Below are 12,019 nucleotides of genomic sequence, written 5' to 3' on the forward strand. Positions count from 1 at the left end.
CGCTTACCACACGCCACTTGGAGACTGGACATGAGCGAACACACCCTCACCGTGGCCGGTGTCACCGTCGACGCCCGGCACTGGATCGGCGGCGAACGCGTCGCCTCCACCGACACCTTCGTGGACGTCTCGCCGATCGACGGGAGCGTCCTCGGCGAGATCGCCCGCGGGACGGCGACGGAAGCCTCGGCCGCCGTCGCCGCGGCCCGCGCGGCCTTCCCGGGCTGGGCCGCCACCCCGCGCGCGGAACGGGCCCGGATCCTGCACGCCGTCGCCGACGCCGTCGAGAAGCGCATCGAGGACCTCTCGATCGTCGAGACCCATGACAACGGCGCCCTGCTGCGCTCGCACCGACGTGGCGTGATGCCCCGCGTGGCCCACAACTTCCGCTTCTTCGCCGACTGGCTCCTTCGCCTCGGCCACGACGACTTCACGACATATACGAGCGGCTCCGCCGCGGGCCGCGGCCACACCAACCACGTCAGCTGGGATCCGGCGGGCCCCTGCGTCCTGATCACTCCGTGGAACGCACCGCTGATGCTCGCCACCTGGAAGATCGCCCCGGCGCTCGCCGCGGGCAACACCGTCATCCTCAAGCCCGCCGAGTGGTCGCCTCTCACCGCCTCTCTGTTCGCCGACATCGCCGCCGAGGCCGGACTGCCCGCCGGAGTCCTGAACGTCGTGCAGGGCTACGGCGCCGAGGCCGGCGGTGCCCTCGTCTCCCACCCCGACGTGCGCCGCATCAGTTTCACCGGATCGGTGCCCACGGCGAAGACCATCGCCGCGGCGGCGGCCGCCAACCTGGTGCCCGCCAGCTTCGAACTCGGCGGAAAGTCCCCGCTGTTGGTCTTCGCGGACGCCGACCTCGACCTCGCCGTCGACCTGGCCGTGGAGCAGTACGACAACGCCGGACAGGTGTGCCTGGCCGCGACCCGCATCCTGGTCGAGGAGACGATCGCGCAGGAGTTCACCCGACGCTTCACCGAGAAGGCATCGGCCCTGCGCCAGGGAGACCCGCGCGACGAGGCCACGGACATCGGCCCGAACATCCACCCCCGCCAGCTGGAGAAGATCGACGGCTTCGTGCAGCGGGCACTCGCGGCCGGGGCCCGCGCCGTCATCGGCGGCCACCGGGGCGAAGGCCAGTGCTACGCGCCGACCTTGCTGACCGATGTCGCCCAGGACTCCGAGATCGTGCAGGAGGAGGTCTTCGGCCCCGTCCTGACGCTGCAGACGTTCGCCGACGAGGACGAGGCGGTCCGCCTGGCCAACGACACCCGCTTCGGGCTCGCCGCCACCGTCGCCACCGGCGACCGCGAGCGGGCCGAGCGCGTCACCGACCGGCTCGTCGCCGGCACCGTCTGGGTCAACTGCTTCTTCGTACGCGACCTCCAGGCGCCCTTCGGCGGCTCCCGGCACTCCGGGGTGGGCCGCGAGGGAGGCACCTGGAGCTTCGACTTCTACTGCGACCTCAAGAACACCGTGACGTCACCGAAGGGCTGGCGGGACCATGGGTGAGATCGTCGGGGCGGGGCTGCTCGCCCACGTACCCACCATCGTGCTCCCGAAGGAGACGCGCCTGGAACTGAACGAGGGCAAGGAGATCACCCTCGTCACCGGCCTGAACGAACTGCGGCGAGACGTCTTCGGGCGGGATGCCTCCCAGGAGTACGACACCGTCGTCGTCCTGGACTCGCACTGGGCCACCACCGTCGAATTCGTCGTCACCGCCCAGCAGCGCCGGGCCGGCCTCTTCACCTCCGAAGAGCTGCCGCGCGGCATGTGCCGGATGCCCTACGACTTCCCCGGCGACCCCGAACTCGCCGAAAACATAGCCAAGTTCGCGGACAGGCACGGCACCTGGATCACGGCGATCGACGACCCGTACCTGCCGGTCTACTACGCCACGACCAATCTGTGGAAGTACCTCGGCGAGGGCCTGCCCGACAAGAAGTGGGTCACCATCGGTGTCTGCCAGACCGGTGACACGGAGGACCATCTGCGCCTCGGGCGAGCACTCGCCGACGGCATCGCCGCCACCCCTGGCCGCCGCGTCCTGCTCATCGCCTCGGGTGCCCTCTCGCACACCTTCTGGCCGCTGCGGCAACTGCGCGACCACGAATCGAGCGACCCCGCACACATCTTCACCGCCGAGGCGCGCGAGGCCGACCACGAACGCATCGCCTGGTTCAAGGAAGGCCGCCACGACAAGGTCCTCGACACGATGGACGAGTTCTGGAAGTTCAAGCCCGAGGCCAAGTTCTTCCACTACCTGATGATGGCGGGCGCCCTCGGAGAGCGCGCCTGCGTCGCCAGGGCGCGCCAGTACGGCGAGTACGAGAACTCGATCGGCACGGGCCAGGTCCACCTGTGGTTCGACCGCCCCGCCGAGGGCTGGACCGGCAACGGCCTGCCCGCACACCCCGCCCCGCACAACCCCCACAGCCGCGCCTAGGAGTCCCCCATGCCCGAGTACCGCCGCATTCTCCTGGACGGCGCGGCCGTCCAGGTCGTCCGCGAGGACGACGAACTGGTCGCAGGCGACGGCCGCCGAGTCAAGGTGGAGGAAGCCCACCACCTTCCTCCGGTCGTCCCCTCGAAGGTCGTCGCCGTCCATCTCAACCACCGCAGCCGCGTCGACGAGTTCCAGATCGAGCTCACGCCCACCCCGACGTACTTCCACAAGCCCACCTCGGCCCTCAACTCCCACAAGGGCGCGATCGTGCGCCCCGAGGGCTGCAAGTGGCTCAACTACGAGGGCGAGGTCGCCATCGTGATCGGCAGGACGGCGCGCAACATCTCACCGGCCGACGCGGGGGAGTACATCGCCGGATACACGATCGCCAACGACTACGGCCTGCACGACTTCCGCGACACCGACGCCGGCTCCATGCTGCGGGTGAAGGGCTCCGACACCCTCTGCCCGCTCGGTCCGGGTCTGGTCACCGACTGGGACTTCCACGACAAGTACCTGCGCACCTACGTCAACGGAGAGGTGGTGCAGGACGGCTCCACAGCGGAGATGGAGTGGGACATGCACTACCTCGTGGCCGACATCGCCCGCACCATCACGCTGTACCCCGGCGACGTGCTGCTGTCCGGCACGCCGGCCAACTCCCGTCCCGTACAGCCCGGTGATGTCGTCGAGGTGGAGGTGGAGGGCCTGGGGCGGCTGACCAACCACATCGTCACCGGCCCCACTGCGATCCGCTCCGACGTGGGCGCCCAGCCCACCGAGTCCGAGGAAGTCCTGTCCACCGCGCTGGGCGGCGACTGGGAGTTCCGCGGCATCCGCCCGCCCCGCCAGGGCTGACGGACCACGAACGCGCCGTGCCGGGCCGGGCTCCGAAGCCGCCCGGCGCGGCGCCCCGAGCGCGGTGCTGCACAGCCGAAGAGCAGCCACCGCGGGCTAGGTAAGGTCCCTGACGTGACCGAATCCGCCGAAGCGCCGGACGAGAAGAAGAGCCGAAGCCCTCGTGGCGACGCGCGCAAACGGCTGGACTACGGAGCGGGCCGTGACGCGCTCCTGAGCGCGGCCGTGCGGGTGGTGGCCCGTGGCGGCCTGCGCAGACTGACGTACCGCGCCGTCGCGGAGGAGGCCGGGGTCACCCACGGTCTGGTCGTGCACCACTTCGGTTCCCGCGACGCTCTCATCGAGGCGGCGCTGGCCCACACGGTGCACACCAGCCTGCACACCAGCGCCTTGGAGTCCGGCACCGGCAGGACCGCGGACTTCTCGGCGGGACTGTCGGAGATGGTCGCCGCCAACCCGGACCTGCAGGCGTTCCAGTACGAGCTGATGCTGGAATCCCGGCGCAGGCCGGAGCTGCTGCCGCCGCTGCGCACCCTGTACGACGAATACTTCGACGCGGCCCAGCGCGAGTTGGACCGCATGCTCCCCAAGGACGCGAGCCCGGCCCTCATGCGGCTCGTCTTCGCCGCGCTGGACGGCCTCGTCCTGCACCAACTGGTGCTCGGCGAACCGGAGATGACCGAAGCCGCCCTGGAGGAGCTGAGGTCCCTGCTGCGCGGGCTCGGGGCCGACTCCGAAGAAGACGCCTGACCTTCGCGAGCCACGGGTTCGAGGAGGCGGGTGGCGTCCAGTCGGAACCCTCCCGCAGGGCCTTGCCAAACGCCGAGTCCCATCCCACTATGAGGCAACTCGTTTGGCCTGAAACGAATTGCCCCTCCCTCATCCCCGGCAGGTGATCCGCGTGGACAGTCAGACGGTCACAAGGCAACAGAACGTGCAGGACCCGCCCACGGCAGGCAAGCTCAAGTCCAACGCCCTCGGCGTCGTGGGCATCCTCTTCTTCGTCCTCTCCGCGCAGGCGCCGCTCACCGGCATCGCCGGCGCCCTCCCGATCTCCGTTGCCCTCGGCAACGGCGCAGGCGCCCCGGCCGGATACGCCGTGGCAGGGGCAGTGATCTTCCTGTTCTCCGTCGGCTTCGTCGCGATGGGCCGCCACGTCGTGGACGCGGGCGCCTTCTACACGTACATAGGCAAAGGCCTCGGCCGGACCACGGGCACCGGCAGCGCCGGTGTCGCGCTCTTCGCCTACTGCACGATCCAGGCCGCCATGTACGGGCTCTACGGGTCCCTCGTCAGCGGCCTGGTCGCGAAGTACACGGGCCTCGACGCGCCGTGGTGGGTCTGGACCGTGGTCACCATGGCGATCGTCCAGGTGCTCGGCGCCGCCGGAATCGAGATGGGCGCCAAGGTGCTCGCGGTCTTCGTCCTCGCCGAGTTCAGCATCCTGCTCGTCTTCGCGCTGTTCACCCTGATCAAGGGCGGCGGCCCCCAAGGACTCGGCTTCGCCGAGAGCTTCTCACCGAAGGCCGCGCTGCAAGGGGCACCGGGCGTGGCGCTGATGTTCGCCGTGGCGTCGATGTTCGGCTTCGAGGCCACCGCGATCTACGGAGAAGAGGCACGTGAGCCCAAGAAGACAGTCCCGCGCGCCACTTACCTGTCCGTGGTCGTCGTCACCGGCTTCTTCGCCTTCACCTCCTGGATGCTCGTCTCCGCCTACGGCGCCTCCCACGCCACCGCGGCCGCCGGCAAGGCGCTGGAGGGAGGCGACGGCGTCGTGTTCGTCATTTCACCCGTCGCCGACCTGTTCGGCGGCTGGGCGGGCGAGGTGCTGCCGATCCTGCTCGCCACATCGCTCTTCGCGGGCATCCTCGCCTTCCACAACTCGGCCAACCGCTACCTGTTCTCGCTCGGCCGCGAAGGAGTGCTTCCCCGCAAGCTCTGCACACTCAACCGGCGCCACTCGCCCGGGGCCGCCGGCACCGTGCAGACCGCTCTCGCGCTGCTCCTCGTCGTGCCGTTCGCGCTGCTGGGCAAGGACCCTGTACTGAGCCTCTTCTCCTGGTTCAGCGGCGTCGCCGTCCTCGCGATGATGCTGCTCTACTTCCTGACGTCGGTCTCCGTCATCGTCTTCTTCCGCCGCGAACGCCTCGACACCCGCCCCTGGAACACGCTGATCGCCCCGACGCTGGGCGCGCTCGGGATCGGGGGCGCGATCTGGGTGATCCTGGCCAACTTCACGACGCTGATCGGCGGTTCGGCCGGCACGGCGACCTGGCTGGCGCTCAGCGTCCCGGCCGTTCTCGTACTGAGCGCCGCCGCGGCCCGGGTGGTCCGCGCGCGGTCGGCCGCCGCTGCCTGACTTTGCTGCGCCCCTGTCGGGGTGCGCTGGGTGCGCCCGGCACGCCTGTCACCGGCGCACCCCGACATGCGGGCGCGATCTCCCTTGCGCGATCTCCCTTGACCTCGAATTCGACCTCGAACACCTTCAGTGAGCCGGAGGCCACACCATGCTGGAACTCACCCACGACGAGTGGCTGAGCCGTGCCAAGGAACTTGACCTGCCCGGCTTCCACCACATCGACGGCGCCGACGAACCGGGCAGCGGCAAGACCTACGCGGCCGTGTCACCCCGTGACGGACAGGTCCTCGCGCAGGTCGCGGACGGTGGCGCGGCCGAGGTCGACGCGGCGGTGGCCGCGGCGCGCCGGGCCTTCGACGCAGGTCCGTGGCCCCGCCTCGCCCCCGCCGACCGTGGCCGCGCACTGCTCCGCCTCGCCGACCTGCTGGAGGAACGGCGCGACAGCCTCGCCCTCACCGTCACCCTGGAGATGGGCAAGCCCATCACGGACGCCTACGACATCGAGCTGCGCGCTGCCGTCAACACCTTTCGCTTCTACGGGCAGTTGGCCGACAAACTCACCGACGAGTCCCCGCACACCGCGCCCGACGCGCTCGCCCTGGTCACCCGCGAGCCCGCCGGAGTCGTCGGCGCGGTCGTCCCGTGGAACTTCCCGCTGACCATCGCCTCCTGGAAGGTCGCCCCGGCGCTCGCAGCCGGCTGCACCGTCGTCCTCAAGCCCTCGGAGAACTCGCCCCTGTCGGCGCTGCAACTGGGGCGGCTGGCCACCGAGGCGGGCCTGCCCCCAGGCGTCCTGAACGTCGTCACCGGCGACGGCCCCACCGCCGGGCGCGCCATCGGACTGCACCCGGACGTCGACGTCCTCGCCTTCACGGGCTCGACGGCCGTCGGACGCCACTTCCTGCGCTACGCCGCGGACTCCAACCTCAAGCGGGTCTGGCTCGAACTGGGTGGCAAGTCACCCAACATCATCCTGCCCGACGCCCCCGACCTGGAGAAGGCGGCCGTGACCGCCGCCTGGGGCATCTTCTTCAACCAGGGCGAGATGTGCACCGCCCCCTCCCGTCTCCTCGTGCACACCTCCGTCGCCGAACGTGTCACCGAGGCGATCGTGCGACGGGCCGGCGAACTGCGCGTCGGTGACCCCCTCGACCCTGCCACCGAGATGGGCGCTCTGGTCGGCGAGGCCCACCTCGGCCGCGTACTCGACCACATCGGCACGGCCGCGGGCGAGGGCGCCCGGCTGCGCACCGGCGGCACCCGCACCCTGAGCGGCACAGGCGGCAGCTTCCTGCAGCCCACCGTCTTCGACCAGGTGAACCCCGGGATGCGGCTGGCCCGCGAAGAAGTCTTCGGCCCCGTCCTGTCGGTGCTCACCTTCGACGACCTCGACGAGGCCGTCGCACTGGCCAACGCCACCGAGTACGGACTCGCCGCCGGACTGTGGACCTCCGACCTGTCCACCACCCACCAGGTCTCCCGCGCCCTCAAGGCCGGAACGGTGTGGGTCAACTGTTACGAGGAGGGTGATCTCACCGTGCCCTTCGGCGGCATGAAGCAGTCCGGCAACGGCCGTGACAAGTCCGCCCACGCACTCGAGAAGTACACCGAACTCAAGACCACCTGGATCCAGCTGTGACGCCCCGGCCCCTCATCGCCGTACCGGCCCGCTTCGCCGCCTCCACCTCGGCCCTGCGCTATGCCGCCGAGGTCAACGCCCGCGCCCTGATCGAGGCGGTCTGGAACGCCGGCGGGGAACCGGTCACCCTCCACCCGCACGCACCGCGCGGCACCGCCGACCCCGGCGAGGTGGCCGACCGCCTGTCCCGCTTCGACGGCCTGCTGCTGCCGGGCGGCGGCGACATCGCGCCGCACCGCTACGGCGCCACCGCGGTACACGCCGGCGTCTACGACGTCGACGACACCCAGGACGCCTTCGACCTGGAACTCGCCCGCCAGGCCCTGGACGCGGCGCTGCCGCTGCTGGCGATCTGCCGGGGGCTCCAGGTGGTCAACACCGCGCTCGGCGGCACGCTGCATCAGGACATGGGCGGTCCAGAACGCGAGCACCGGCACGTCGTGCACCCGGTGGCGATCGAGCGCCTCTCGCTGCTCGAACAGGCCACCGGTACCGAGAAGGTGGACGCGTCCTGCTACCACCACCAGCGGGTGGACCGGCTCGGCTCCGGACTCAAGGTCACCGCCCGCGCCGCCGACGGAACGGTGGAGGCGCTCGAACTCCCGCAGGCGCGCGGCTGGTTCACTGCCGTGCAGTGGCATCCGGAGGACACGGCACACGAGGACGGCGCACAGCAAGGCATCTTCGACGCCCTGGTCCGGGCGGCGCGGGCGCACGGCTGACACCTCCCGTGGCGGCGATCAGGCCTTGGGGCGGCGCCCGCTGCGGCGCTGGGCGGGCTCGGCGCCGTCCAGGAGGGCGAGCCGGCGCTCCTCGCCGTGCTCCTCGACCTGGAGCACCACCCTGCGCAGCGCGTCCGCGACGCTGCGGCACTCCTCGTCACTGAGCTGCCCCGCGACGAAGGCCTCTTCCTCGTTGAATTTCGGGAACACCCGCCGCATCAACTCCTCACCCTCGTCCGTGAGGCTGAGCAGCACGAGCCTGCCGTCGCTCGGATGCCCGGCACGCCGGACCAGCCCCCGCCCCTCGAGCGTGCGGGACACCCCGGTGAGCGTGCCCTTGGAGATGCCGGCCTCCTCGGCCACATGACGGGTCTCCGACTCACCCCAGACCCAGATCACCCAGAGCACGACGAACGCGGTCCAGGTGAGGTCGGCCTCACGCAGGACCGAGTTCTCCAAGTGCTGACGCACGGCCGAGGCGGCACGGTAGATGTTGGCCACCACCGCCATCTGTTCATGGCGGACCGGCATTCCACCGAGCTTCGCCTCTGCCAGCTTCTCGGCTTCTGTGATGGATCGTTGGCCTGGCACGAGCACACTCCTTCGGCGCCACCGCGGCGCGTTCCGGGCAGGGTATCGTTCGGGGCCAAATTATACGAAGTGCTGCGGATTTCGTCGTGCGGGGCCGTGTTGTCGGCGCGGCTTCGCCTGCGCGGTCATGAGGTCGGATCGGCGGGCGCGTACGTGGTCACCCAGCCGCGCCGTATCTCCCATGTGCCGCCGTCGGCGGTGGCGCCGCGCAGGCCGTGCAGGGTGTCAGGGCCGGTGAGTGCCGGCAGGCGTGAGTCGTTCAGGGAGGCGAACGCGTAGGTGCGGGACGGGTCCCAGTCGGTGGAGTGGCGCAGGCGGCGGGCCAGTTGGGCGAAGCCGAGCGGGGCGGCGGCCACCACCCATGCGTCGGGGAGTTCGGCCGTGAGCCGGGTGGCCGGTCGCAGCCAGGAGGCCGCGCTCTCGGGCCAGTTGACCGTCGTGAGCATCTGGCCGCCTCGGGCCGTCCACGCGGTGGCGAACGCTTCGGCGGCCGCACGGGACGCCTCGTCACGGCTGTGCCCTACGGTGACGGTCTCGATCCGGGACTTCGGGAGCGTCAACAGCCCTATCAGGGCGGCGAGTTCGGCATCGGTGTGCGGCAAGGGCCGCGGCAGGCTGCCTTGCGCGGCCAGGTCTGCGGGCCTGATCAGGGGCGAGCGGGGCGGTTCGCGGTCGGACATGGTGTTCATGGCGTGGTGCGTGCTCTCTCGATCGGCTCTCCAGCGGGCGTACTCCTCGGGCAGACAGACCGCACACGGCCGGAATCCGGCCGTGACGGCGGTGACCTCGTCAGGGAAGAACACCCTGTGCTTCACGTAGTGACCGCGGGAGATGGCCCGCAGCGCGGAGGGGCAGTCCAGGCGCCCGTAGAGGCGCCCGCGACGGTGCCCGCCGAGCGTTCCCGGGGCGGCACTCAGGTAGGGCCTGCCGTCCAGGCCGAGCAGTGTGTATGTGCGCCCGGGCTCGTACGGGGCGCCGGGCCGACCGGCTTCATGCCGCGTCATGGAAGACGAGCCCGAGGGTGCGCCGCTGCCCGGAGCGCACGGTGCTCACGCCGTGCCGCATGGGCGCGTTGGACCAGCCGCGCTTGGAGGCGACGGGCCGGTCGCGGGTGGTGAAGATCAGCCCGTGGCCCTGGAGCAGGGTTGTGGACGATCCCCTCGACTGTGCGCGGGCGCGCTGTTCGGTCATCAGGAACTCACCACCCGTGAAGTCGGTTCCCGGCGCGTCGAGGCCGATGACGACCTGGAGCGGGAAGAGCATGTCGCCGAACACGTCGCGGTGCAGCGCGTTCCAGTCGCCGGGCCCGTACTGCAGCAGAATCTGCGCCGAGCGGTCCTGCCCGGCCGCGTGGCACATGTCGATCCACTCGTCGAGCGAGTCGGGCCAGGGCGCGGGCTTGCCGAGCTTCCCGGCCCAGTCCCGGGCGACGGGCAGCAGCCGCGGATAGAAGGCCTCCCGCAACTCGCTGACGATGTCGGGCAGTTCATGAGTGAAGTAGCGGTACTGCCCGGAGCCGAAACGGTGGCGGGCCATGTCGACGGTGGTGCGGAAACGTTCGGTGTCGTCGTAGAGGTCAGCGATCCGCCGGCACTCCTCGGGTGTGAGGAGGGGGCCGGTCGGGGCGCTTCCGTGGGTGTTGAGCTCGTCGGCCAGGGCGCCCCAATCCTGGTGGTCGACGCGGCCCGTGACCGGGCCCGTCAGGCGGGTGGTGTCCAGCATGGTGGGGATCCTCGGGTCGATGGTGATGTCCTTCCGGCTCCCCGGTTCGGACGGACGGTGCCTTCGGAGCCGGGGGAGCCGGGGGAGCCGCGGGCGTCGTGGGAGCTCAGTCGGTCCGGCGAAGGCTCTCCAGGTCCAGGAGCTGCTGCTTGCTCTCAAGGCCGGCCGCGTAACCCGTGAGGGCGCCGTTCGCGCCGATCACGCGGTGGCAGGGGCGGACGACGAGCAGCGGGTTCGCGCCGATCGCCGTACCCACGGCGCGTACGGCGGCCTTCGAGGCGCCGATCTGAGCTGCGACGTCCCCGTAGCTCAGGGTGCTGCCGTAGGGGATCGCTTCCAACGCCTGCCACACCCGCCGCTGGAACTCCGAGCCGCTGCCGGTGTACTCGATGTCGAAGTGGGTGAGCCCGCCGTCGAAGTACGAGCGCAGCTGCGCGATGATCTCGGCGAACGCTTCCGCGTCCTCGGCCCAGTCGTCCTTGACGACGGCGCCGTTCTTCTGGCCCGGCACGGTCAGCGCGGCGAGTGCGGTGCCGCCCTTCGCGGTGGCCGACTCCTCGCCCACGAGCAGCAGTTCACCCAGCGGGCTGTCGAGCGTCGTGTAGACGGTCATGGGCCTCTTCCTTCCAGGTCTCGTCGTACGGTGATGTCCTACCGCCAACTTTGCGCCTTATGTGCTGCTCTGTCTGGCGGGATTCGGACATCGCGCTGACAGTCAGCGGGCGTTGTGGAAGATGAGGCCGAGGGTGTTGCGGTGCCCGGACTCGACGGCGTTCGTGCCGTGCCGCATGGGGTGCCGGCGGAAACCGTTCTTGCCGCGGACCGGGCGGTGCCGGACCGGGAAGATCATTCCCTGGCCGAGCTGCGGCTTGACCACCATGGCGCGGGACTGGAAGCGCGGGCGCTGCTCGACGAACACGTTCTCGCCACCGGTGAAGTCCTCGCCGGGCTGGTTGAGCATGATCGCGATCTGCAGCGGGAAGACGATGTCGCCGTAGATGTCCTGGTGAAGGCAGGCGTAGTCGCCCTTGCCGTACTGCAGGATCAGCGGGGTGGGCCGCTTCTGCCCGTTGTCCGCGCACTCGTCGATCAGCTCGTCCAGTGTGCCGGGGAAAGTGCGCTCGTCGAGCTGCGGCGCCCACTGGTTGGCCATCCACGCCATCGGCGGGTAGAGCAGCTCGCGAAGGGCGCGGACGAGCGGTACGGCGGCGGGGTCGGCGAAATACTTGTAGGTGCCGCGGCCGAACTGGTGGCGCTGCATGACCACGGTGGACCGGAACAGGGCGGGTTCCTCGAACGTGTCGATGATCTCCTGGCACTGTTCACGGGACAGCAGTGGCGGCGTGACCGCTACGCCTTCGTCGTTCAACTTGCCGTACAGATCAGCCCAGTTGAGTTCGCTGAGTGCCGGGATGCTCGCGTCGTGGGGGATGCGGGGTACCGCGTCGGCGAGCGCATGGTCGCTGAAGAGTGTGTCCGGGGCGGGGGTGTGCTGGTTCAAGGCAGGGGTCTCTCGCGCGGCGGAACGGGGCGGGCCCGAGGTGCTGCCCCGAGGTGCTGCCCCGTGGTGCGGCCGAGGGGCAGGCCGCACCACGGGTGGCGGCGGGCCGGCCCCTTCGGTGTGACCGATGCTCGCCGCCCGCGCGAGCGAACGCTGGCGGGATTCGGACGTC

General features: G+C 70.4%; 12 protein-coding genes. 7 read left to right on the forward strand and 5 right to left on the reverse strand.

Annotated features, from left to right (window positions below):
• The first annotated feature begins 30 nt into the window (after positions 1–30).
• The 7 genes from AC07EJ_RS02655 to AC07EJ_RS02685 all read left to right on the forward strand — a co-directional run bounded on the left by AC07EJ_RS02655 (position 31) and on the right by AC07EJ_RS02685 (position 8,033).
• Positions 31–1,518 carry an aldehyde dehydrogenase gene (locus AC07EJ_RS02655; protein ID WP_478883591.1) on the forward strand — a complete coding sequence of 496 codons (1,488 nt, stop codon included), beginning with the start codon at positions 31–33 and terminating at the stop codon, positions 1,516–1,518.
• The gene (locus AC07EJ_RS02660; RefSeq protein ID WP_478883592.1) at positions 1,511–2,455 is read left to right on the forward strand and encodes a 3,4-dihydroxyphenylacetate 2,3-dioxygenase; all 945 of its coding nucleotides are present in this window, start codon (positions 1,511–1,513) and stop codon (positions 2,453–2,455) included. The genes AC07EJ_RS02655 and AC07EJ_RS02660 overlap by 8 nt, the downstream gene beginning before the upstream one ends.
• A 9-nt stretch (positions 2,456–2,464) precedes the next feature.
• Positions 2,465–3,313, forward strand: coding sequence for a fumarylacetoacetate hydrolase family protein (locus tag AC07EJ_RS02665; RefSeq protein WP_389481716.1), 849 nt, complete (start codon positions 2,465–2,467; stop codon positions 3,311–3,313).
• Positions 3,314–3,427: 114 nt separating this feature from the next.
• The gene (locus AC07EJ_RS02670; protein ID WP_389481718.1) at positions 3,428–4,063 is read left to right on the forward strand and encodes a TetR/AcrR family transcriptional regulator; all 636 of its coding nucleotides are present in this window, start codon (positions 3,428–3,430) and stop codon (positions 4,061–4,063) included.
• A 151-nt stretch (positions 4,064–4,214) separates the two neighbouring features.
• Positions 4,215–5,672 carry an APC family permease gene (locus tag AC07EJ_RS02675; protein WP_478883593.1) on the forward strand — a complete coding sequence of 486 codons (1,458 nt, stop codon included), beginning with the start codon at positions 4,215–4,217 and terminating at the stop codon, positions 5,670–5,672.
• Positions 5,673–5,820: 148 nt separating this feature from the next.
• Positions 5,821–7,311: an aldehyde dehydrogenase gene (locus tag AC07EJ_RS02680; protein WP_478883594.1), complete on the forward strand. Its 1,491-nt coding sequence runs from the start codon at positions 5,821–5,823 to the stop codon at positions 7,309–7,311.
• Complete coding sequence (locus AC07EJ_RS02685; protein WP_389481724.1) at positions 7,308–8,033, forward strand: gamma-glutamyl-gamma-aminobutyrate hydrolase family protein; 726 nt, start codon at positions 7,308–7,310, stop codon at positions 8,031–8,033. Before AC07EJ_RS02680 ends, AC07EJ_RS02685 begins: the two co-directional genes overlap by 4 nt.
• 18 nt (positions 8,034–8,051) lie before the next feature.
• Here the strand turns inward: AC07EJ_RS02685 and AC07EJ_RS02690 are convergent, their stop codons facing one another.
• The 5 genes from AC07EJ_RS02690 to AC07EJ_RS02710 all read right to left on the reverse strand — a co-directional run bounded on the left by AC07EJ_RS02690 (position 8,052) and on the right by AC07EJ_RS02710 (position 11,847).
• Positions 8,052–8,624 (reverse strand): MarR family winged helix-turn-helix transcriptional regulator, encoded by a 573-nt coding sequence (locus AC07EJ_RS02690; protein WP_389481726.1) that lies wholly within the window; start codon positions 8,622–8,624, stop codon positions 8,052–8,054.
• A 125-nt stretch (positions 8,625–8,749) separates the two neighbouring features.
• Positions 8,750–9,628, reverse strand: a complete 879-nt coding sequence (locus AC07EJ_RS02695) for a hypothetical protein (RefSeq protein WP_389481729.1) — start codon at positions 9,626–9,628, stop codon at positions 8,750–8,752.
• On the reverse strand, positions 9,615–10,346 hold the full coding sequence (locus AC07EJ_RS02700) for a 2OG-Fe(II) oxygenase (RefSeq protein ID WP_389481732.1): 732 nt from the start codon (positions 10,344–10,346) through the stop codon (positions 9,615–9,617). The genes AC07EJ_RS02695 and AC07EJ_RS02700 overlap by 14 nt, the downstream gene beginning before the upstream one ends.
• 106 nt (positions 10,347–10,452) lie before the next feature.
• The gene (locus AC07EJ_RS02705; protein ID WP_389481734.1) at positions 10,453–10,959 is read right to left on the reverse strand and encodes a methylated-DNA--[protein]-cysteine S-methyltransferase; all 507 of its coding nucleotides are present in this window, start codon (positions 10,957–10,959) and stop codon (positions 10,453–10,455) included.
• Between the two features lie 102 nt (positions 10,960–11,061).
• On the reverse strand, positions 11,062–11,847 hold the full coding sequence (locus AC07EJ_RS02710; RefSeq protein ID WP_389481737.1) for a 2OG-Fe(II) oxygenase: 786 nt from the start codon (positions 11,845–11,847) through the stop codon (positions 11,062–11,064).
• Positions 11,848–12,019 lie beyond the last annotated feature (172 nt).

Source organism: Streptomyces sp. NPDC045026 (assembly GCF_056432625.1).

Coding starts and splice junctions, on each gene's coding strand:
- AC07EJ_RS02655 (WP_478883591.1), top strand. CDS start 31: ATGAGCGAACACACCCTCACCGTGGCCGGTGTCACCGTCGACGCCCGG.
- AC07EJ_RS02665 (WP_389481716.1), top strand. CDS start 2,465: ATGCCCGAGTACCGCCGCATTCTCCTGGACGGCGCGGCCGTCCAGGTC.
- AC07EJ_RS02705 (WP_389481734.1), bottom strand. CDS start 10,959: ATGACCGTCTACACGACGCTCGACAGCCCGCTGGGTGAACTGCTGCTC.
- AC07EJ_RS02680 (WP_478883594.1), top strand. CDS start 5,821: ATGCTGGAACTCACCCACGACGAGTGGCTGAGCCGTGCCAAGGAACTT.
- AC07EJ_RS02660 (WP_478883592.1), top strand. CDS start 1,511: ATGGGTGAGATCGTCGGGGCGGGGCTGCTCGCCCACGTACCCACCATC.
- AC07EJ_RS02700 (WP_389481732.1), bottom strand. CDS start 10,346: ATGCTGGACACCACCCGCCTGACGGGCCCGGTCACGGGCCGCGTCGAC.
- AC07EJ_RS02695 (WP_389481729.1), bottom strand. CDS start 9,628: ATGACGCGGCATGAAGCCGGTCGGCCCGGCGCCCCGTACGAGCCCGGG.